14 protein-coding genes are annotated in these 23829 nt (G+C 42.9%); 6 read left to right on the top strand and 8 right to left on the bottom strand.

What is annotated here, in order from left to right; translation table 11 throughout:
- Positions 1-16: 16 nt before the first annotated feature.
- Together GGD38_RS01535 and GGD38_RS01530 are read right to left on the bottom strand one after the other, a co-directional pair.
- Entirely contained in the window at positions 17-2404 is a 2388-nt protein-coding gene (locus GGD38_RS01535; protein WP_375299795.1) for a hypothetical protein, read from the bottom strand.
- A gap of 116 nt (positions 2405-2520) precedes the next feature.
- Entirely contained in the window at positions 2521-5049 is a 2529-nt protein-coding gene (locus tag GGD38_RS01530) for a phosphocholine-specific phospholipase C (RefSeq protein WP_375299796.1), read from the bottom strand.
- Positions 5050-5241: 192 nt separating this feature from the next.
- Between GGD38_RS01530 and GGD38_RS01525 the strand changes: the two genes are divergently transcribed.
- From GGD38_RS01525 to GGD38_RS01510, 4 genes are all read left to right on the top strand, one after another.
- On the top strand, positions 5242-7167 hold the full coding sequence (locus GGD38_RS01525) for a gliding motility-associated C-terminal domain-containing protein (RefSeq protein WP_375299797.1): 1926 nt from the start codon (positions 5242-5244) through the stop codon (positions 7165-7167).
- 40 nt (positions 7168-7207) lie between these two features.
- Positions 7208-8242, top strand: coding sequence for a PorP/SprF family type IX secretion system membrane protein (locus GGD38_RS01520; protein WP_375299798.1), 1035 nt, complete (start codon positions 7208-7210; stop codon positions 8240-8242).
- 88 nt (positions 8243-8330) lie between these two features.
- A complete protein-coding gene (locus GGD38_RS01515; protein WP_375299799.1) occupies positions 8331-10859 on the top strand; it encodes a hypothetical protein in 2529 nt (842 codons plus the stop codon).
- 4 nt (positions 10860-10863) lie between these two features.
- Positions 10864-15408, top strand: a complete 4545-nt coding sequence (locus GGD38_RS01510; protein WP_375299800.1) for a TonB-dependent receptor plug domain-containing protein — start codon at positions 10864-10866, stop codon at positions 15406-15408.
- Positions 15409-15481: 73 nt separating this feature from the next.
- On the opposite strand, the gene GGD38_RS01505 is transcribed toward GGD38_RS01510, so the two are convergent.
- From GGD38_RS01505 to GGD38_RS01495, 3 genes are all read right to left on the bottom strand, one after another.
- Positions 15482-16231, bottom strand: a complete 750-nt coding sequence (locus GGD38_RS01505; protein WP_375299801.1) for a hypothetical protein — start codon at positions 16229-16231, stop codon at positions 15482-15484.
- A 259-nt stretch (positions 16232-16490) separates the two neighbouring features.
- Complete coding sequence (locus GGD38_RS01500) at positions 16491-18509, bottom strand: gliding motility-associated C-terminal domain-containing protein (RefSeq protein WP_375299802.1); 2019 nt, start codon at positions 18507-18509, stop codon at positions 16491-16493.
- A gap of 74 nt (positions 18510-18583) precedes the next feature.
- Positions 18584-19351, bottom strand: a complete 768-nt coding sequence (locus GGD38_RS01495; protein WP_375299803.1) for an AraC family transcriptional regulator — start codon at positions 19349-19351, stop codon at positions 18584-18586.
- A 412-nt stretch (positions 19352-19763) separates the two neighbouring features.
- Here GGD38_RS01495 and GGD38_RS01490 point away from each other — a divergent pair, with 412 nt between their 5' ends.
- A complete protein-coding gene (locus GGD38_RS01490) occupies positions 19764-20195 on the top strand; it encodes an SRPBCC domain-containing protein (RefSeq protein ID WP_375299804.1) in 432 nt (143 codons plus the stop codon).
- Between the two features lie 155 nt (positions 20196-20350).
- Here GGD38_RS01490 and GGD38_RS01485 read toward each other — a convergent pair whose 3' ends face one another.
- Positions 20351-21091 (bottom strand): GNAT family N-acetyltransferase, encoded by a 741-nt coding sequence (locus GGD38_RS01485; protein ID WP_375299805.1) that lies wholly within the window; start codon positions 21089-21091, stop codon positions 20351-20353.
- Between the two features lie 20 nt (positions 21092-21111).
- Positions 21112-21435, bottom strand: coding sequence for a DUF2306 domain-containing protein (locus GGD38_RS01480; RefSeq protein ID WP_375299806.1), 324 nt, complete (start codon positions 21433-21435; stop codon positions 21112-21114).
- Between the two features lie 33 nt (positions 21436-21468).
- On the opposite strand from GGD38_RS01480, the gene GGD38_RS01475 reads away from it, so the two are divergent.
- Positions 21469-21609 (top strand): hypothetical protein, encoded by a 141-nt coding sequence (locus GGD38_RS01475; RefSeq protein WP_375303723.1) that lies wholly within the window; start codon positions 21469-21471, stop codon positions 21607-21609.
- A 64-nt stretch (positions 21610-21673) separates the two neighbouring features.
- Here GGD38_RS01475 and GGD38_RS01470 read toward each other — a convergent pair whose 3' ends face one another.
- The gene (locus tag GGD38_RS01470) at positions 21674-23794 is read right to left on the bottom strand and encodes a PAS domain-containing protein (protein ID WP_375299807.1); all 2121 of its coding nucleotides are present in this window, start codon (positions 23792-23794) and stop codon (positions 21674-21676) included.
- Positions 23795-23829 lie beyond the last annotated feature (35 nt).

The raw sequence follows: 23829 nt of genomic DNA, 5'->3' as shown, positions 1-23829 counted from the left end.
CTTCCCTTCATCTTTTTTATGCTTCTAAATTAATATTCACTCTTAACGCTTTCAATCCACTTACGCCTTGCAATTCTTCCAGCTCAAGGTATTCCATACCGGGCAGCAATAAGTTTTTGCTTTGCAGGAACAAAATATATTCCTGGTATTCCTGTGCTTCTTTGGGATTGCTGTATACCATGGCTATTTTGCCCGGCTGGGTAAGCCGTTCATTGGTGCCACGGATATTCACTTTGTCGAGCCGTTTCTTCATGATCTCGTAACGAATGTTATACGAACCTTCTACATCAAAACGCCGTTCGTCTTTTCTAAAGCTGATGCTAATGGGCTGGCTATGGATCAAGATCAATTGTGTGGTTTGTAAGGGCACCTGTAAATTGGGAATTAACGCGTGTGTAATTCGTGCGATCTCTGCCATGGAGCTCAACTGCCATAACCTGATATTTTTCAGATAAAGCATGTTAAAGAGATTATTAGGCGCTATAGACTGCCCTATATAAATAGTGTACTCAACACCGTCGGTCTTGTATTTTTCAAAATAGTGCGGGTACGACTGCTGCATGATCTCCTCTTGTTTTTCGAAACTTTGCAGCACCGTGTTATTGATCGTATTGAGGGTGTTTTCGTATTCGTTGCGGTTGCGGTATAAATAGCTGCGTTCATCGTTCACCAGGTTGAAATAGTTATTTACAATTTCCTGCGCCTGGGAATTGCTTGTTTGCAAATGCGATAATACAGGATCGGCTTCCTTTTCAAAAAACTCATTGATGCGTATTTCATCTTCTGCGGCCATGCCGTTTTCAAGGCTTTGTCTGAAGGTAAAGTTCTTAAACTTCAATCCTTCCAGTAAAGGCAACTTTAGCAGCGTTTGCAATTTATCGAGCACTTCATCAACCAGGTCAATATGTTCTTTCAGGTCTTTTTGAATGGCGCGGCTTCTTTCAACGGAAGAGTTGCGAATATCAATGGCGCCATACAATGGGTATACATTATCGAACACTACATTTCCCGTAACAGTGGCCTCTTCATTATTTTCATTATGCAAATATTCCCACGCCACTTCGGCAAACTTCCATTCTACCGCTGGTTGTAAAGGCGTAAATTTTTCTTTGATGATCTTTTCAATACGATTGTTGAAGTTATCTCTGTTCTTTAGCAACGCCAGCGATAACAGCGGTATGGCCGATTCAATTCTGTTCATCACATCCTGGTTCAGTTGACCCGAAATAGTGGAGCCAAGTTCCAGGGCACCAAGTAAACCATCATTATTCTGTATGGGGTAAATAATATAACTTTTAAATCCCTGGTCTAACAGCGCCTGTGTAAATGGCGCTACCGCCAGCATTTTTTCATCAAGTACCGATAGGGGTATTGGTTCAGGATGTTCACTAAAGAACCCGACACACATTTGATAAGTGGCTACATCTTCCGGATTGCTGGCTTTCCAGTTCTTACCAAGAATGCCATGCCGCGTACAGTTCTCATCCATTACAAACCGGCCATTGAGTTGTATAAATGGCGTAAAGCCTACTTCAACTTCATTAAGGCCTATTAATGAATGTATGCTGTTCTTAAGGCTTTGAATTACGTTCAGGTTGCAATCGTGGTGCTGTAATAATATTTTCTTTATAGCATCCAGCGATTCCTGAATGGTAAAGTCCTCGGCAATCCAAACCCCAAAGCCTTCCACTTCAAAAAGATCGAGCGGCATTTTTTCCAATTGCCGGTCGAGGTCAAGTATTCGCAGGGAGTTGAGGCAAACTGCACAATCCTGTATTTGGGGCAATGTGCCTTTCAGGTTTATATCAATAAACCGGCGGTCGTACCGCAGTTTATAGTAACGTTTCAAACCGGTTTTTTTATCTGTTACCGGGTATACCAGGTGCGGGTCTTCATTCAGTTTTATGTTATAGAATTTTGCCAGCACATGCTCGTACATCAGCGAGCATTGGGCTTGCCGCAGCGTTTCATGCGATATATTCTCGGGCAATAAGAACTGTGCCGAGTCATCATCGATGAACAGTTTCCTGAAAGGTGATGAATAATTGAATACCGAAAATTCATACGGTATACCCATGGTGAACATGTTCTTGCTTTCTTCACTTACCACGGGGAACAGTGTAGTGCCCAGCATTTCGAGCAGGTCGTGGTTGTCTTCCAGTACATGTTCATCTGTTACCGGTTCCAGCAAAGCAGGCGTTTCCTCAAATTTCTCTATGAGGTAATTGTATATGCCCGATCGGGAATCGGAGCTTTCGTGTAGTTTGTCTTTTAAATAATTTACAAACGGACGAAAAGAGATCTTGCTATCAATTGATAGATTATTGTCAGGGCCATTTATATTGGCTGCAAGTATTTTTAAATTATCAGTGTGCCTTAAGGCAGGTGCAATCATTTCCGACATGGCGCAGCATTTTGGGGTGAGTAAAATAAATTGAGGCGGTCTATAAAGTTAATAATAAACCTAGTTTTATCCTCAATGTATTTTACTGCTTACTGGCCAAACGTTGAATCAATTGGCTACACCACTCTTCCCATGAAGGGATCGGTCTTGCTTGGTTTGCCCGTTTCAACCCGGCCGGCATACCGGCGCTCAAATTGCTGATTGCCTTTAAGTTTGACGGAAAAGTCGTACCAACCGTAGCTTTTGGCGGTATTGACGCGTATCTGCTGATTTATTTTAGCTTTTCCAGGTTTTACGTTTACGGTTTGTACAGGTGTTTTATACGCATTGTCAATTATTTCAAACACCAGCGATTGCGTACCGGTATTTGTAAAGCGGAGTAATATATTACCGCTGAGCAGGTCGTTCCTAAGCTGATCAGTCTCATAATCACATACAATGCGAATAGCTGCATCGTCTTTTGAGCCGCTCAGTTCTCTAAAGAAGCCATTAGGGCCATACACCTGCAAATGATAACTGCTGTTCTCAAAATCGCTCAGCTTCCAGTTGGCTATTACATCTTTTCCGGCTTCTACAGCGTAAGCCCAGTTTTGATGAACCTGTTGCTGGTATTTGCCCGGGGCGTAAATATGAAAAGGTGAACCTGCTGCCCGCTGTTTAAAAACAACGTTCGAGGCCATTAATGTTATCTCAACGCCAGACTTATCTGCAGTTAAACCGCCATCTGCAAACAACTCATAAGGCAATGCACAGGCATTGCGTATGCCTTTTTCCTGTTGCGGCATGTTAGGCGATGACCATGGCGCTTTATTGATAGCAGCAATTTCTTCCGCCGTGAGCTTTTTAAAGTTTGAAGGCAGTTGTTTGAACTGTGCTTTATGAATACTTTCAATAAAAGCGTCTCTTTCCAAAAATTCGGGCAGGGTGATCTTTTCGCCATTATAGGGTCTGAACACAGAAGTGAGATCACCGCAAACTGTACGGCGCCATTTTGAAATATTGGGCTCTTGTATTTTCTTTCCGGTCTTGTGCGATAGAAATTCTTCAAGGAACCTTATAGATGAAGTATGGTCAAACACTTCTGAATTAACCCAGCCGCCGCGGCTCCAGGGCGATGCTACAACCATAGGTACCCGGTAGCCCAGGCCAATGGAACTTTCGCGCGCCAGTTCTTTTATCGACTGCTGATCTTTATTGGCAACATAATCAACACCGGTATCGATGCCTTTTGAGGTTAAACCGGTTGACGCATTATGCGGATGTGGCGCTACGAATGGCGGCACATGGTCGTAGTACCCGTCGTTTTCATCATAGGTCAATACAAAGACGGTTTTCTTCCATACCTCGGGGTTTTGGGTAAGAATATCCAACACCTCGCTGATGTACCATACGCCAAACCAGGCCGCTGATGGATGGTCGCTAAAGTTTTCGGGCGCAACGAGCCACGATACGGTGGGCAGCTTGCCATTTTTTACATCCTCCCTGAACTGGTGCAGCACATCGCCTTTTGGCGCTTTTGTCTGGCGCTCTGTATCACCATCTTTATAAGTAAGGGTAGTGAGTTTGTGATAGTCGGGGTCTTTTTTATTGGTATCGAAAGCTTTTTCATGCAGGTTCTTTTCCCGGGCCGAAAGTTGTTCATAACTGGCCGCATTATATTTCTTTACATCGGCTTCCAAAACGGCCAGGTTGGCTTTCATTCCTTCAATGCGCTTCTTTACTTTTTCACTTTCCGGTGATCCGTTCGCCAGTTGCGCTTCCTGCTTTTTGATCTGTTCAGCCAGTTGTTCAATAGCTTTTGGCAGGTTTTTCCAATATGGTGGATGAAATTTTACATTGTATTGGGTGAAGTACTCCAGCGGGTTATCGCCAAAGTTGGCCAGCCAGCTGTCTTCTTCGCCTTCAAAGCCAACACCAACACTCAATTCATTCTGGTACACTTTCCAGGGAATGCCGGCGTCCTCAAGCCGCTCGGGGAAGGTTGCCCAGCTTACCATAGTATTATAATCGGCATCCTCGTTCCAAACGCAGGCCAGCGCATTTTCATCTGCTTTATCGCGAATGGTGCCGCTCCAGAAAAATAAACGGTTGGGCGTGGTGCCGGTAAGCGATGAACAAAAGTTTTGATCGCAAACGGTAAAGGCATCGGCCAGTGCATAATAAAAAGGAATGTCTTCGCGGTTATGAAAACCCAGGGTCAATGGCATGGCCCGGTAATCTTTGTTGCCCGAATGTTTGGCATCGAGCCATTTATCATAGTGGCCATTGTTGCGGGCATCAACCTGGTTGCTCCAGCTGTGGGGGAGGGAACTCATCCAGGTGGCCTTTGTATTGTGAATGTCAAGGCGGAAGGGCACGTAGGTTTCACCTTCTTTATTTGTTTGTAACCAAACGAGGTTGTTGTTGGGTTGCCTGATGGCCCGCGGATCGTTAAAACCCCGTACGCCCTGCAAACTGCCATAGGCATGATCGAAGGAGCGGTTCTCCTGCATAAGAAATACAATATGTTCAGCGTCTTTCCAGGTGGTGCCGGCCTCGGGGTTAATGGCCAACGCCCGGGCAATTGATGGCGGTAACAATTGCATTAAACCGGCGCCGCCCGATAGTACGGTAGCTTTTTTTAGAAATTCTCTGCGGGTATCCATGTGTTGTTTTAGTTATAAGACCTGATAAAAATAATAGTATTTGCCTTTCCGGGTTTTGAAAGTATGAAAAATTAAACAGATGTTAATAAAGGAAAATGATCTCAGTAAATAATTGCACAGTATTTGTAAAAGATAAAAGCATTCCCCTCCCCACCGCCCCAATACCCTCTTAATCCATTAATTCGTTAGCCTATGAAGAGGAAATTTACCTTATTCGTATTAGGATCCTTATTGTCGTTACACCAGGCAAGAGCTCAAAAGCAATGTCCTGCTAATATTGATTTTGAAGCAGGCTCTTTAAATAACTGGAAATGTTATGTTGGTTCCACCAGCGTACAGAATGGCGATAATGCCATATCTGTAAGTCCTTCACCACCAGCCACAGGCAGGCATACCCTATATGCCAAAGGCGGCGCTACCGATCTCGATCCATATGGTTTGTTCCCGGTGAACCCGCCCGATGGCAGTGGGTTTGCCGTTCGCCTGGGTAATAACATAAATGGTGGCGAAGCAGAACGCATCACCTATCAATTTACCGTTCCCGCCAATGCAACAGATGCGTCAATTAATTATCGTTATGCAGTAGTGTTCCAGGACCCCGGTCACGACCAGAACGAACAGCCTCGCTTTATTGCCCGGATGCTGGATGTACAAACGAATAAATACCTGCAATGCGCCAGCAACGAATATATTGCTACAGCTGCTCTGCCCGGGTTTAAAATATCTCCGGTTGATGGTTCGGTTAAGTACAAGACCTGGTCATCGGTATTTATTAACCTGGCGCCTTATGCGGGTAAAACACTTCAGTTGGAGTTCACAACGGCCGACTGTACCCGCGGCGCCCATTGGGGGTACGCTTATGTTGATGTGGGCGACTGTAATGTAACAGCTTCGGCGCATTATGAATGTAACCCCAATATTGCCAGCTTTACCGGGCCACCGGGTTTTCAGGAATATAAATGGTACGATAATAATTTCAGTACGCTGCTGGGTATGGGTGAAACTCTGGTACTTAACCCCGCGCCGAAGATCAATAATATTAATGTGATCGTAGTTCCCTATAGCGGTTTTGGTTGCAGCGATACGTTACAGGCCTCCATTTACCCCATACTGCCACTGGCAAATGCCGGTCCCGATACTATAATTTGTCCCAACCGGTCCATAACGATTGGTACGCCCGCTGTAAATGCATTTACCTATAAATGGTATCCTGAAAGCTTTTTGTCAGATCCGCTGGTGGCGCAACCAAACAGTACGCTGCCAACGCCGGCTACTTATATTCTAACGGTTACCAGTACCGAAAGCGGGTGTATTGATAAAGATACGTTGAATGTGGCGGTTTTTCAACCTATAGAAGTAGCAGTATCGCCCGATCAAACTATTTGTGAAGGCCAAAGCGTGAACCTGCTGGCAAGCGGTTCTGCGGTGCAGTATATGTGGTCGCCGGCAACAGCATTAAGCCGCGCTAATGCGGCTAACCCAATAGCAGCACCGAATACCACTACTGCTTACCAGGTGGTGGGCTTCGACGGACATGAATGTTTTACCGATACGGGACAAATTAAAGTGATCGTAAATCCCAATCCAAAGGTTGATGTAGGGCCCGATATAACCATGGCCACCGGCAGCACGTACAATTTTGCACCGGTTACACAAAATGGACCTATAACCACCTGGCGTTGGTTGCCAGGCAATGACCTTAGCTGTACTTCCTGCGCAACACCTGTTGCTTCCATTACAAGAAACAGGACCTATTACGCTACAGTGACCAATGAATTTGGTTGCGTAGCCGCCGATTCAATGAATATAAAAACATTTTGTACAAGTACGCAGGTATTTATTCCAAATGCATTTTCTCCCGATGGCGATGGTGTGAATGATGTACTGATGGTGCGTGGCAAAGGCATTTCGCAGGTGCGGGTATTCAGGATCTTCAGCCGTTGGGGTGAACTGGTGTTTGAGCGAACAAATTTTCAACCCAATGATCCTGCCGCTGGTTGGGATGGAAGAGTGCGGGGAAAGGTAATGCCATCGGAAGTATATGTTTATATAGCCGATGTGGTTTGTGAGAATGATTTAATAAACACTTACAAAGGAAACGTTACACTTCTAAAGTGAAGTTGACGAACTGAATAACTGAACAATTCTAAGTATTTATATGCATTCTTTTTTACGCTATTGTGTATTAATATACCTGGTGTTTCATACATTGAATGTGAAAGGTCAGGATATCCATTTCTCACAATTCTATGAGTTCCCGCTCTTAAGAAATCCTGCATTGGCCGGCATCTTTAATGGTAATATGCGGTTTACGGGTGCTTACCGTAATCAATGGCAAAGTGTAACAGTGCCGTACAGGACCATGGGCATTAGTGCTGAATGTAAAATGTTACGCGGTTTTTCAACAGGCGACTTTATTACTACCGGTTTGCAGCTTACCAATGATGTGGCAGGTGATTCAAAATTGCAACGTACACAGGTATTTCCGCTTATCAATTACCATAAATTATTGAATGAAGATAAAACCACTTTGTTTTCACTTGCTTTTATGGGTGGCCCGGTGAACGAACATTTCGATGCTTCTAAGTTACAATTCGATGATCAGTATATAAATGGAGCTTATAGTGTTTCAAACCCTACACGACAGCAGTTTGGCAGTACTGCGTTTACTTATTGGGATGCATCTGTTGGCCTGAGCTTTAAAACCAGCTTAACCAATAATATCAGTATGTATGTTGGTGGTGGATTGTTTCATATTGCTGAACCACAGGTAGCTTTTACAAAAGAATATGACGTGCGATTAAATCGCAAATGGGGATTGAACGGTGGACTATCTGCCTGGATCAACAATATGGATAAGATCGTTTTTTATGCCGATTATTTTATGCAGGGCGGCAACAGATTGCTGCAGGGTGGTGGCCTGTATACGCATTGTTTTGATGAAGCAGGTGAAGAGGGCGGCTTATCAATAGCTGTTGGCGGCGCCTTGCGTTGGAAAGATGCCTTTATTCCTATTATAAAAATTCATACACATCAATTGGGCATAGGGCTTAGTTATGATGTAAATATCAGTAAGCTCACTACTGCCTCCCAATTCAGGGGCGGCTTTGAATTGTCGTTATCGTACACGGGGTTATGGAAAAGGCTGGCAGAGAGTTTGGAGAAAGTGGAGTGCCCTCTTAAGGTGTGGTGAGTAGTTATTCCATTCCCCGCTCAAATAATTTTTCTAACAAGCTTATGTAATCTCAAAAACAACCGCATCCAGTTACAAATAACTGTACGTGAAACGACTGCTGTTGTTACTGCTATTGCCTGCTTTTACCTATTCGCAGGAGGTAACCCCCATTTTGTCGAATGATTATCTAAAGCTGATCCACAAGGACAGCATGCGGGTAAATCACTTCTGGCCCGATACTACAAACAGTATAAGGAATTCTCCTTTATCAGTCAATCAGATATATAATGGTTTTAGGGTGGGAAGAATAAGGATCAGGCGGGGTGTTTTAAATATTGACCCATTTATTGAAAAAACGTTTACACTAAGTGGTGAATATAGCGGCAGGGTTGAAGTAAAGCGTATTAATAAAATACCGGCCCTGCAATCAGCATATGTTCAGGGCCGCTCACAAAATGGCAACCTGGCCTGGAGGGGTGCTGAAACAGGTGAAATGTTCAGTTATGGGCCCGCGTTATCTTCATTGGAATATGATGGAAGTAATTATGCGTATGATGAAAATGGTAAGCTGGTAGCCGCTGGTACAGGTAACGGCCGTGCTGCAAATGGATATAACAATAGTATTTTCAGAGCAGCTTCACTACTATCACAGTTCCTGCGGGTGCAGGCCCAATATAGAACAAACCATAACCTGTTATTGAGTGGCACCGTGAAGCTGGGAAACTCCAGAGAGAATACATTTATCAGGTATAATAACAATACTTCTAATAGTTTGTCGGGCATACTGGAAGCAAAATGGAAGAAATTAAGCATAATTGGTAATTACAATTTCTTACGCGATGAATTTTCCAATTCAAACCGGTATGGTTTTCTGCATCGCGTTTACCAGAATGCACTGTTAAGTCCGGTAAGTTTTGATGTTAAGCACAATTCCCGTTCGGTAAATCAACAAGCATATGGTAGCCAGGCCGATAACCCGGTATACCTGGTTACTGGTAATGGAAACCCCTTTGGACAAACAAATGAAACGGGTAGTATTATTATTGAAAGAAAATGGCGGCCTTTTAGTTATAAGGTCACCCAATCAATTGAGCGACTGAATCAACATACCCGCGAAGGGTATAGGCCCGGAAGCGCTTTTTTCCCTATGGGTATTGCTATTGACCGTATCCGTAAAGACGTAAACTATTTGCTAACAGGTAATGCTACCTATGAGTATTTTTTTGATAAATACCGTGGTACCGGCAGGCTTGGTTTCAATTATACCTATACCAGTAATCTTTCAACTATTGATTACAGTATACCGGCTGCATACCGATACCAGCGTTCGGCGCATGATGCTTCCTTGTCTTATACAGTATCGCACCGTTGGTATGATGTTCAGGCCGGCGCAAATGTTGCCAATAAAATATATGCTTCAAACACTACGGCAAACAATAGTTTTTTACTTCCCAAAGCCGGCGCTTTTATAAAATGGGATAATCCATTTTATTTATCTGATATCTATGCAAAGCTAAGCGGCGCATACAACCGGTTCAATAGTGAATTACCCATTGGCCGCTCTTTTGCTCAAAACAACTTACTATCATATTCTACCCAACAGGCCTTTCAGTATTTCCCCGTTACGGAAGTGCGCAGCTTTAATGAACTGGATGCTATTAAGAATAATGAATTTACAGGCCGGTTGGAGATTGGGTATAGTTATAAGGTAACCCTCTATGGCGAACTCTTTAACAGGAAAATAACCAATGATGTTTTCCCTGTTATGGATAATGGTTCATTGGTGCTTCGCAATATCGCCAGCCATCGTAACCGCGGGCTTGAACTGGGGCTTGTTGTTTCGCCTTATATACGTAATGTAATTACCGCGCATACATTTTCTTTTTTTACCAACAAAAGCAAGGTGCTCGATGTAAAAGCAGGTTACAATGAAACGCCATTGGCCGGCTTCAGCAACATCTATACGGCCATTGTAAAAGGCGCACCTCTGGGTAGTATTGTTGGCACCAGGTACCTGCGTAATGAAAATAATCAAATACTTATTGGCGCCGACGGTTTTCCGCAAGTGAATAACAACCCGGGTATAATTGGTAACCCCCTGCCAGATTTTATTATTAAAACAACCAATAGCATTAACTACAAACGCTGGAGTTTCGATATGTATTGGGAGTGGAAGAAAGGCGGCCGCATGTGGAATGGTACCCAGGCAGTGCTTGATTATTATGGACGTTCTGCCGCTTCTGCTTCGGCAAGAAATACCACCGGCTTCATCTTCAATGGCGTGTTAGAAGATAAACAACCCAATAATATTCCAGTAGCTTTTTATGATGTAAATGCCCCGGTTGAACAAAACCGTTGGGTACGGTATGGCCATAGCGGGGTGGGAGAGGAATATATTCAACGGGCCGATGTATTGAAGTTGAATAACATCAGTATTAAGTATAAACATTGGATCAATAAGTATATACAGCAACTGACCGTATCGTTGTATGCCAATAATATTATAGTGTATACACCTTATAAAGGCACCGACCCCGGCCAGTTACTGTACGATTATGCCAATACCGCCGGTCTCGATTTTTTCAACCTGCCTTCGCTTAAATCATTTGGTTGTAATGTCTCTATTCAATTTTAAAGTTATGCGTAAATCTATCCGCTATTGTTTGCTGTTGCTTGTTTGCTTTTGTTCACTATTAACAAAAGCACAAAGTCTTGATTATGCAGATAACAAAGAGAAAGTATATGTGCAAACCAGCCATGTATTCTTCAAACCTGGTGAAACCATGTTCTTTAAGTTGTATGTAGTAAATGCCAATACACAAACCCCTTCGTTCCTTAGCAGTGCTGTGTATGCAGAGATCATTGGCCCATCGGGTAATGTGGTGCAAAAAATTAATTATGGGGTTGAGAACGGCTATGCCGAAGGGTCCTTTGAATTTTCGGAACAGACTGCCGGCGGCGTATATAAATTAAGGGCTTATACCACCTGGATGCGCAACGAAACGGAGCAAACCTTTTTTGAAAAGGAAGTTACCCTTATGAAGGTAATAGCGCCCCGTTTGTTAATGAAACTCGATTTTCCCGAAAAAGGGTATGGCCCCGGTGATGAAGTAAAAGCCGATTTTTCTATTCGTAACCTCAACGACTTACCAATAAGGAATTACCCGGCTGTTTATAAGGTATCTATTGCCGGTAAAGTTGAATACACCAATAGCTTTCAAACCGATGAAGAGGGAAAAGCGCAGCTCCGTTTTAACCTGCCGGGCACATTGACCAGCACCGATGGTTTATTGAACATAACTATACAGTATGATTCTTATACCGAGGCCATCTCAAGAAGTATTCCCATAGTGCTCAATAACCTCGATGTACAGTTTATGCCCGAAGGCGGTACATTGGTGCAGGGTATAACTTCGCATGTTGCATTCAGGGCCATTAATGAACATGGTAAACCGGTAGATATAAAAGGCGCGGTGCAGGACAGTAAAGGAAATAAGGTGACTGATTTTGAAAGTCTGCGCTTTGGCATGGGTAAATTTCTTTTTACACCACAAAAGAATGAGACCTATACCGCAACCATCACCACGCCGGCACGTATTGCGCAAACCTTTCCGCTGCCAATGGCATCTGCACAAGGGGTGGTAATGAGCATAGAGAATACAGCGAATGATCAGCTTTTTGTGAAGTTGAGTGCAACCAGCAGCTGCGAGGTAAACCTGGTGGGGCAAACAAAGAATACAAACTATTTAACACAGAAAGTAAAACTGCATGCCGGTGAAAATAAGTTAACGGTAGATAAGAATAAATTCCCTGCCGGTATCGCGCGGTTCACCTTGTATACAAATAACGATCTGCCGGTTGCAGAACGATTGGTATTTTTGAACGAGAACAAGAACCTGCATGTTAGCATCAGCACCAGCAAGCCGCGCTATTTGCCGCGCGAAAAGGTTATCCTCACTGTAAACACAAAGGATGATAAAGGCAATCCTGTACCATCTAATTTATCATTGGCGGTGCTGGATGATAAACTTTGGACGTTTGCCGATGACAAACAGGATAATATACTTTCCTGGTTATTGATGAGCTCCGAGTTAAAGGGTAAAATAGAGGAACCAAATTTCTATTTTAAAAAAGACGAGCCCAGTGCACCGGCTGCCTTAGACCTGGTAATGCTTACGCATGGTTACCGGTATTTCGATTATTCGGCCGGGGTAGAAGAGCAGGGTAAATTACCGTTTCAGCCCGATCAGCCCTATATGTTAAGCGGTAGAATTATAAATAGTAAGTACGATCCTGTAAAATCTACGGTTTATCTGGTGCAGGATATAACAAAAGGTAAAGCCATTGAATATCATACAGGCGCAGATGGGGTATTCTATTTTTCACAGCTTTCACCTAAAAGCAATTATTATTTAGTTGCCCATGCCATTGGTAAAAATGAAAAGGTAACCATTTTAATAACACAGAATGGTGTAGGTTTTAATCCCTTAAGGTATCTAAATGCCAATCAGCAGCCATTGGTGAAATTTAAAACGCAGGAAGCAGGGCCTGCGCTTACCAATGACGTTAAGCCTGTAACGGTGCAGGAATTAATACAACAGCAACCCGAAAAAGGCGTGGTTGATTTTGATTTTTTAAAAGCTAATAATCTTGAGGATGTAGTGGTTGTTGGTTATGGCACTCAAAAGAAGATGGATGTAACAGGCAGTGTGGCAATTATAAGGGCCGATGAAATTCCAAAACAAAACCTTCAAGCCGCTTTGCAGGGCCGGATACCCGGTATCATTGCTACACCCAATGCAGCCAATCCGCTCGATGCACCAAAAGTGGCTATCCGGGGCATCAGGACTGTTACCAATGCCATGGAGCCGTTGCTTGTGATCGACGGCGTTCCTATGGAAAATTTCAGGTTAAATGCAATTGATCGTGATGATATTGCTTCGGTAAACGTAGTGAAAGATGCCGAGGGTACAGCCGTCTATGGAAGCCGCGCTGCCAATGGGGCCATTCTTATAGAAACCAAAAGATCAAAGCCAGGTAAATTTCAGTTTAAAATACCTGACAATAATTATTACGATTCTAAAATGATTATTACCAGTGATGGCCCAAAGTATGCATTAGCCAGACGGTTCTATGCTCCCAGGTACCTTACAACGGAGCCGCGTGAACGCACCGATTACAGGGAAACCATTTACTGGAACCCGGTTGTTCAAACAGATAAGACAGGAACGGCACAGGTTGAGTATTATAACTCCGATGCCACCACCACCTTTAGGGCCATTGCCGAAGGTATCGGTTATAATGGGAAAGCAGGCCGGGCCGAACATACTTATATTACAATGAATGCGCTGCAGGTTGACGCTAAAATACCACCTTACTTAACGGTGGATGACCGGGCATTGATACCGCTGGTTATAAAAAATAACAATATTGTAGATGCTTCTGTACGGGTGAAAGTGTCGTTGCCTGCTACAATGGAAGCGGTTTATTTTCCTGATACTTTTCAGTTACCTGCCGATAGTTCGCGTCAGTTGCTGATACCGGTAAAAGCATTTGCTGCTACAACAGGTGTCATTCAGTTCACTGTTGAAACCGATCAAAGAACAGAAACAGTGAAACTGCCCATAACCGCAGTGGAGAAAGGATTCCCGGTAATAGAGACCTTCTCGGGTAATAAGGCCGGTAAACATGAATTTGCAGTGTCGAAAATGATACCGGGAAGTTTGCATACACAGTTGAAATTATTTAAATCGCTTGAAGGTACCTTGCTCGATGGTATAGAATCTATGTTGCGCGAACCGCATGGTTGTTTTGAACAAACGTCATCAACCACCTATCCCAATATTTATGTGTTGAAATACCTGAAAGAATCGGGCAGGGCGAATGCAGAAGTGGAAAAGAAAGCGCTTGCGTATATAGTAGCGGGTTATAAACGGCTTCTTGGTTTTGAAACAAAGAAGAATGGGTTTGAATGGTTTGGCAACACACCCCCGCATGAAGCGTTGACCGCTTACGGGTTAATGGAGTTTACCGATATGCAGGAGTTTATAAAGGTAGATCAGCAAATGATGCAACGGACCAAACAATTCCTGTTAAGCCGTCGCGATGGGCAGGGTGGGTTCAGTTTATCGTCCGGTGGGTACGATCGTTTTGCTTCTGTACCCAATAAGATCGCCAACATTTATATTGTATATGCACTGAGTGAGGCTGGTATGGGCAGTGAAATAGTGCCTGAATATGAAAATGCCTTTACGAAAGCAATTGAAAGTAAAGACGGTTACCAGATGGCCATGATGGCACTGGCTGCTTCAAATATGAAACGTAATGGCCATTACCTTTTGTTGATGGATGCCCTGCGAACCGCTTATCAAAAGAATGGCCTTGTTTCCGAGACCAGCGTGGTGAATTCGCGCGATGCTTCATTACGGGTTGAAACTGCTTCGCTTTATGCACTGGCATTGATGCGCGAACAAACCTCTGACATAGGCCTTATAGCCCAGCTGATAACACGGGTGCTTGACAATAAATCGTATTATGGTTATGGGTCAACACAGGCTACTGTACTGGCGTTAAAAGCCATTGTTGAATATTCAAAGCTCATAGGTAAAATAAGCGAGAACCCGCGGATCACATTTACCATGAACAATACCAACGTGGGTGCCGACAGCACTTTGACAGTCGCTGTTCAGGAAGGAAAGAATGTATTTAGCGTACAATATGGCGATAAAGCATCGGCCATTCCTTATACCATGCAGGTATCGTATAATACCTATACACCACCCAACAGCGCTAAAGCTGAACTTACTTTAACTACTAAGTTGGCAGCATCGCAAACAAGGGTTGGGGAAACCATGCGTATGGATATTGGAGTTACCAATACAAAGTCACTGCTGCAACCAATGACCATAGCTAAAATAGGTATACCTGCGGGCTTATCGGTTCAACCCTGGCAATTGAAAGAATTGAAAGAGAAAGGCCATATGGCTTATTACGAGCTGTTCGATAATTACCTGGTGTTATATTTTATGGGTTTTGCAGCCGGTGAAACAAAGACCATCAGTCTCGATCTTAAAGCAGATATAGCCGGCACCTATAAAGGAAAGGCCAGTAATACATACCTCTACTACACACCTGAATATAAGAACTGGAACGATGGGGTAGAGGTAACAATAGATGCGCAGTAATATGGATATAAAAGAAGAGATCCTCCGGCGTTAGGAGGATCTCTTATAATAATTTTATCAGTTTTATCAGGGCTTATAATAATTTGGTACTGAACTTCCACTCTTCTTCAGTGTATCCACTTATCAAAACAAGGTTGGTGGGGCTTATTGCTTTGATATTCCAAATGCGTTGCTGGTTTTCGATGGTAACGATAATTGATTTGTTGTCGGGGCCAAAAACCCATTTACCGCTTTCTGTAACCTTTAATGATTGGGCTTCATATTCGCCGTTCTGTTTAAAATGGGCATAAGCGCCTTTAATGAGCTTACTGGCCATTTTAAGCTGCGCTTCTGTACGGCCTGGCACTTCACGACGGGTTAAGTACCATTTTTTGGTTATCTGGCTTTTAGAAACTCTAACGGTTTTTATGTTAGGAAGCGGTTGCTCAATATTGTCTGAGTCGTTTATAACAGTTCTGGTTAAAATAAAAGCGCCTTCGCCCATGCCAAGGATCAGTTGATCACCTTGCAGGCCAAAGATCTTTGATTCGTTTGAATGACCCTTGTAAGAAGTCATCCTCACTTTTCTGCAGCTATCACTTGTGCTCCAAATACCTTCATCGATATTGTTCATCACAAAAGCCTTGTAGTGATTATTGGGTTTGAAGTAAAGGGTCATGGCGCCAAAGTACTCTTTAGCAATCTTCAGGGTGTTAGTATCGTATCTTTGTTTATTGTAAACGTCGTAATATTTCCATTTACCAACCAGCGAGTCAGTTTTCTGGGCTTGTACGGACACGGATAAACCTATAGGAATTAGGAATAGGAATCTAAGTTTTGTCATGTTTGTGGTTTGTACGGCGACACATACCATAACGCCAGGTATGGGTAGGTAATTGCACTTTTAGGGTAAATTTTGCAAGCGGAAGATAATAACTTTGCGTCACGCGAACAAGGGAATGATATAACCTTTTGTAATTCTACTAACGTACCACCCATTAAATTTGATATTCAACAAGAAATAGCCCCGGGAATAATTTTTTTTAGACGTTTACACAATAAATTGAACGATGTTTCTTTATAGTGGGTCGCACATTTTTCTGCTACCTGATGAGTACAGTGGTGCCTCGTTGAAATACCTTCTCGCCAGTGTCAGCCTGTGTGTACTTAAGGAACCACACAAACACGCCGGTCGATTGAAGTTGTCCGTTTATTCGCCCATCCCATTTATTCGTCCAGTTGTTTGTACGAAACACTATCTGACCATACCGGTTATAAATGTAAAACTCAAGGTTCGTGGCCTTCCAGGCATTAAGCGGGTATAAATAGTCGTTCTTACCATCGCCATTAGGGGTAAACCCATTGGGTACAGTGATAAAACAACTATTCACCACCTTCATTTGGTGTGCAACCGTATCAAAACAATGCAAATTGTTCTCGACAATTAATCGTATAGTATACATTTTTGATTTTCCACTGGTAACAAGTGGATAGGGTTCCGGCAATGGATGTTGAAACGAACTGCCATTCCCGTTCCCAAAGTCCCAGTTCCACGCTATCACTTTTCCAATACTACTGTCGGTAAATACCGCTTTTTCTTCAGGGCATAAGATCTCCGGGAATTTAAAATCTGCAATAAGGTCATTGTCGAGCAGAATTGTTCTTGCTACGCTGTCTGTACAAACACCGTTCGACACTTTTAATGTGATAAGCTTCGGACCAAATTTGGTGAAAATAAAACTGGGCTTTTGTAATGTACTGCTCCCTATGCCATCGAAATTCCATTGCCACTGGTTGGTATTATTGTTGGCATCATGAACAAAGTCTAAGGTATCTGCTGTACAGCCATAAAAAAGTTTGTAAGTAAAATCGGCATTCACGGTATCAACGGTAGTAAAAGGTACGGCAGCGCCGGCGGGCGTATGCTGGCCGCACTCATCAATGATCGTATTGCCATCGGTACCTGGTTGTAAAATTATCTGATAGCTGCCGGCTGTTTGTATGGGGGCCGATAACTGAACGAAGATAGAAGTGGTTACGCCATTTACGCATTTTCCGCTTGCACCGGTTACGGTTATAGGGGTAGAACCCGTAACCCTGAAATCACTGCCATTGGCCGCAATGGAATTACAGTTCATAGGCCGGCGAAAAACAAGTTCTAATGTTGAGGGTGCACAGCCTACGGGTTTCATATTGTCCATTGGGGTAGGCTGTACGGGGGTAACTACCAAGGAGATATTATCACCAACCGGCGCCCTGTTATTACAGTTGTCTAGCAGGGTATTGCCATCTGATCCATTTTTTATGCTGATGGTATATGTACCCGGGGGTAATGCATTGCTCATGGTGAGCACAATAGTATCCATATCGAAACTATTGCTACAACCAATACCGGTAGCTGAAACAATTGTGGCAGCTGCCGGTGATAAAGTAAAATCGCTGCCATTGGTGGCAAGGCTGCTGCATTTAATTTTTTTATTCATGATGAGGGTGGCAGTAACACCACCGCACCCCATCCACCCGTTTTTGATGCCAGGTGTAAGCGGGTCTACAATAACACCTGTACCACCATCGAACCATAATTTATAACCGCTTTGTGAGTTTGAAAAATGACTTACCAGCAACAGGTAGGTATGCCCCTGCACAATAGTGGGCATGGTGCTGAATGAATTTCGACGATCTTCCGGACGGGATGCGCATTGAATAAAATTTACCCCGGCGGCAGAAGCGCCTGTAACGCCAAAAGTGCCGGCCCAGTTGCCGGTAACAATAAGCGATCTGTCGGTAAAAACGTCATTGGGGTTGCGATTGGTAATATCGTACAACATCCAGTCGTAATCGTCGCCCAAATTGTTGGGTGTTATTAAAAATCCTAAAGTGCCGGTTTTGTAACAGGTAAAGCGATACCAGAAGGGATTTTTATCAGCATAATCGGCCCCATCGTTTTCACAACCGGGAACTACAATGTAATGGCTAAAACACTCGGGAACGATGGCTTGGGAAAAGGTATCGAGGCCGCAAACGGGGAATGCCGATGAGGGAGTTTGTCCCAGGGTATTACAGTTTTGTGCCCAAAGGTTATTACACAACAACAAAATCAAAGCCAACCCAAGAAATCTCATTTGCATATGTCAATTGACCCTTAAAGAGAGGGTAACGTTGCAATTACGATAAATATTGAATGATGGTTGGGATATTACCAAAGTGGTGGCGTTTTAAAAAAATCGAGCGGTGTTTGTCCCGTGAATGCTCTAAAATCTTTTATAAAGTGTGCCTGATCGAAATAACCGGCCGAATAGGCCACCTGGGTTAAGCTGGAATTGTCTTTATAATTTTCTATTAGGTTTTTTAAACGAATGATAGCTGCAAAATGTTTAGGAGAAGTGCCGGTTATTTTTCTAAACCTTTTCTCAAATGGGTCGCGGCTGATTGGCAGCCTCGTAAGCAGATCTTTTATTTTAATATCTCCCTTCAGTAGTTTGATCTGGTGAATAGCCTCATGAACCAGATGATCGGGTTGGGCCTTCTTCAACTCGGCTAATAAAAAACGTTCTATTATCAGTATGCGCTGATTGTCGTTTTTGGCGGCTGCCAGTTCTTCTTCAATTGCGCTCACTTTTGAGGGATGAATAAGATCATGGAGTGATGTACTGAGGCTACCCAGCTCATGCATTGGTTCTTTAAAAAAAGCAGCGGCCCCGCCCTCGTTAAAGATCACCAGCAGGTTGCTGGCGCCCTTCTCATAATCTACAAGCCGGCTGGTTTCCCTGATGCCTGAAATAACTGTTTGGGGCAAGGTATGCGTCTCGCCATTATCTGTATAACTCACTTTTCCCTTCAGCCTGAATGCTATTACAATGGAAGTATCTGGCAAAATTCGGTTTACCATTCTCTGCTCGCTTTCAATAAGCAGGAAATGTTTGATGTATGGTTGCAGAACAGGAGAAGGGAGGAACCGGGCCATAATTGAGCTGATTTCGGTATCAAAGCTACAAATAGGAAGGGATTAAAAATACATGTTGCACCAGTGATCCACCTCTAAAGGCAGTCTGAGAAATGTCTTATTTTACATCATTTCTACATTTATTATCCATTCATCTTCCATTCATCCTCCATTATATAATGGAAGATGAATGGAAAAAGCATGTACTTATAACATAGTTTAAAAGGAGTTAATAACTATTACAGACCTGGAAAAGACATGGTTTAGAGAGGTCAAATACTTTGAAAATAATTTTGAGTAACCACTGGGTTACACATATATTTGCAACCAGATGGTTACGTAACCGGAACGTAAATCATACTGGCACTGCGCGCGGTGCTGGCAAACAAATTGAAGGGAAATCAATTGTAAACGCACATCAAAAAAATAGTCAATGAAACATGAACCATTGATCGTTGAGCGCACATACAACGCGCCTGCCGACAAGGTGTGGAAAGCCATTACTGATATAAACCAAATTCGCCAGTGGTATTTTAACCTGGCCGATTTTAAGGCAGAGCCTGGTTTTGAATTTCAGTTTGAAGGAGGAAAAGATGACAATGTATATTTACATAAATGCCGCATAACCGAAGTAATACCCAATAAAAAATTGCAGTATACCTGGCAATATGAAGGGTATGAAGGCAATTCTTACGTTACGTTTGAACTGTTTGCTGAAGGCAGTAAAACCCGGCTTAAATTAACGCACGAAGGGCTGGAAACATTCCCAATGAGCAATCCTGACTTCGATAAGAAGAACTTTATGGAAGGCTGGACGGCTATAATCGGCACATCGCTTAAGGATCACGTGGAGAAGGATTTATGATTTTGAGATTTAGAGATTTCGGGATTTCTTCTGGTGCAGCATAAAAACAAATTGCATAAGTTCTGAATCTTTAAATGATTTCTGAGTTTGGAAGTGCGGAATTTTGAGACTTCTTTTGAATTTCGCAAATAAACAAATCTCCAAAAATCTCGAAATCAGAAATTCTTTATTTCGCCTTTTAATCTAAAGCCACAGGGGCGTAAGCCGGCTTTTATTAAAGTGGCTTTTGATGCATTGTTACTGATGCCGCACCGGGCTGCGGGCACGCGGCCTATGCGATAAATTTCTTTTTTAAGTTCCTGAACAATTAAACTGCCGAGCCCTTGTTGCCGGCAGTTTTCTTTTACATCCATATAAATGTCGGCATAGGGAAAATTATAATTGATAAGAAAGCCTCCGTTGGCAACTATTTCGCCGTGTTGCATAAGATAGTAGCCGCCAAAATGCGCAGGGTTATCGTCATCACTGGCTTTACGGCCAAATTGTATACCGGCCATTGGCAGGGTGGTTTCAATAAATTCTTCAAACAAAATAGCTTCTGCATTTATGTTCTTTGCAAATTCATACATCATACTGCATAATTGCAGGTCGTTGCTTTGGCATTCGATAAGGTGAGTGCCGGATGCTGAAATGAATTGATGAAAAATAGACGTATTGTATTTTCTGAAAGGCGGTAATACGTAGTATTCAAAGATGGTATCGCGGTCTTCTCTTTTATCGGTACCCCACACCGCCCCGTAACCGATCTTCATACCATTTGAAAAGAAGATGTAAGCATCGGCCCAGCCATAATAATGACATTTATCGCATACAAACTGAAAGTTGTTCTCCTGCAGAAATAGCTTGCGAAAATCCTTAATATCTTCTGATTGGGCTTTAATGATCTGTATTTGCATAGGCGAATAGTTAGTATAAGTTAACTATTTTCATGCAACTGCGATCTCATTTTCTTATTACGTTGCTGTCTTATAAGCCATTCTGCAAATATTAAATTAGGTACAAAACCCAGCCAGGCTACTATCATGTAGGCATTCAGCGGGCGTAAATGAAAAAGGGCTATCAGCAGCCACTTCCAGGCCCGCAGGGTAAGGGCCGATAATGTTAACGCATAACTGCGGATCATCCATTCTTTGTGTGCTGTAATTTGCCCGCCCATTGCCGATCGCCATGCTTTGATGGTAGTCGCCATCCATAAAATGGAAAGGCTTGTAAATGCAATTCTTGACGGTATACCCGCCATGGTTATTCATTTAAATTACGCGAGGTGCGCGCTATGTTCGATGGCGCAGATTGGTATATACCGGTATCAACCGATGTTCGTAGTAAACTATCTGCTATTGAGGTAAAAAATGAGAAGCTGATCAAAAATTTTGAACAGTATGCCGAGGAGTCGTATGACGATTATGGAAGATAGTTATGGCACATAAAAAAAGCTACCCGAAGGTAGCCTTTCATAAACAGGGGAGGGATAAAAACCATTACAATGAACACTTGGGAATGGTTACTTTCAGGTAGCAACCATTACCAGGTGAGGAGTGCAATTCTACCTTGCCATTGTATAATAACGTTCTATCGTAAATATTACATAAACCAATGCCTTTTGTTTTCTTCAGCGGATCAAAGCCTACGCCATCATCCTGAATAATAAGTTCAACGGAATGCGGGTGATATAAAAGCTGTAACGAAACGTTAGCCGCCTTGCTGTACTGAATGGTATTCTTTAATTGTTCCTGAACTATTCTGTACAGGGCTATCTTTTTGCCTTCGGAAATATCTTCGCTGGCCTGTTTATCGTACAGGAATTTGATCTTGAACTTGCAGGTCATTTTCACATCCTTAACCAATTCGTTGATGCTTTCGGCCAGTGTTTTCTCTTTTAATTTAGGCAACACCATTTCTCTTGAAATGGCTTGTATATCGGCAATGGCCATATCAAGCGATTCAACTACTTTTTTGGCTATTACTTTATTGGCTGGTTCAGCTGGCTTTAAAAGACCCATATACAGTTTGGCAACCAGCAGCAGTTGATTGATGTTATCGTGCAGTTCCTGTCCAATACGGGTACGTTCTTTTTCCTGGGTATCTATTATTGATTTTGCAATTTCTTTCTGGTGTTTGATCTTCTCCTGCATCAGTTGGTTTTCCAGCACCTTCACTTCGGTAAGGTCGAGGATGGAACCAATGAATTTTACGGGTTTGCCATCTTCATAAACCACCACGCCCCGGTCGCGCAGGTTTCGGTAAGTGCCATCAATATGTTTAAACCGGTATTCGTATTGCCAGCTCGATTGTTTGCTATGCCGCAGATTGTTTATAAATAACTCAACCCGGTCCTTGTCATCGGGGTGTATGCGACTGCGATAGTAAGCAAAGGTCAGGTTTTCAGGTTCAAAAGAGCCAATAAGATCAAGCAATGCCTTGCTACGGAAAAACTGATCGGTTTTCAGGTCCCATTCCCAAATAGCTTCTGTAGTAACCTGGGTTAAACGAATAAGACGTTCATTGGCATTGGCAATTTCTTTATGCTCGTTGTATCCGAAAGTAATATCGGTTGCCTCACCTCCTAATAACTTTTTATTTGAATTATTGGGCACCGGAAAAATATGTACCAGGAAATAGGTAGTGGTGCCATTTGCTAATGCATGTTTATGGATCTTTTTACGGGCAGTACCGGTTGCCAGTACATTGCGATGTTCTTTTTCGAATATCTCTACAAAGTAAGGTGGTATTGCCTCCATCGCTTTTTTATTCAGGTCTTTTTCGGTTATACCTAAAAAGCGTTGAAAGGCGGGGTTGGCAAAAATGAGATTTTCCTGTTCATCTATCAGCCAGGTCATGGCTGATGTCATATTCAGAAATTCATTTTGAAACAGTTGTTTGTCGAAACTTATCTGTTCTTTTTTCCAGGGTAGTTCTTTTATAAGCGCAATAAAAGAAAAGGGTACGGAACGCGTGTCATCAAAGAGAGGATGGAAAGTAAAATGTAACCATTTGCTTTCAGGGCTGCCGGCATGCATTTCAATTACCTGCTCGTAGGCCTTGCCCGAAAGCAGGGCTTTCATAGGCGGTGTACTTTCATAGGATATTGGATCTGAAAATATTTTTAAGGGACTGCAAAAGTCTGCCAGTTGTGCATTCAACAGGCTTTCGGGATTGGTGTTTAAGAATGATGCGGCCTGATCGTTGGCATCTAGTACATTTCCCTGGGCATCTGTTACGAGAAGGCCAGTGACAGGTGTATTGGTTGGTTTTTCAATATTCGTTTTACTTCCTATGCAAATGAACACCTCGGGCCGTTGGGTTGCAGTCTTCAATTTGGCAATATGCCAGTTTGCCTTGTGCACCGAACTATTAAAAAGGTCCATTCTTAAATAAAATGGATTGGCTGCATAGCCTGCGTGCTGCAGGGCGTTTTTTAACTGCTTTGTGCCAATGGAAGAAATATAATTGAAGAAAAGGTTGGTTGTACCCCTGCTTTCAATATGAATGCAATTGGCCAACGGGTCGTTGGCATAAATAATTACACCGTGTTCGTTAATAACGGCGAAATAATTGTCTTCATAGGTACCTGCAATCGTTACTTGATCTTCTTTAGTCATACGGGCGACGGGTTTAAGTTTTCACCTAATAACCA

This window comes from Niastella sp. OAS944, assembly GCA_024809215.1.
In the GTDB taxonomy this organism is placed as follows: Bacteria; Bacteroidota; Bacteroidia; order Chitinophagales; family Chitinophagaceae; genus Niastella.
Note: the sequence above shows the minus strand (reverse complement) of the source record. Positions and strands in the feature narration are given on the sequence as shown.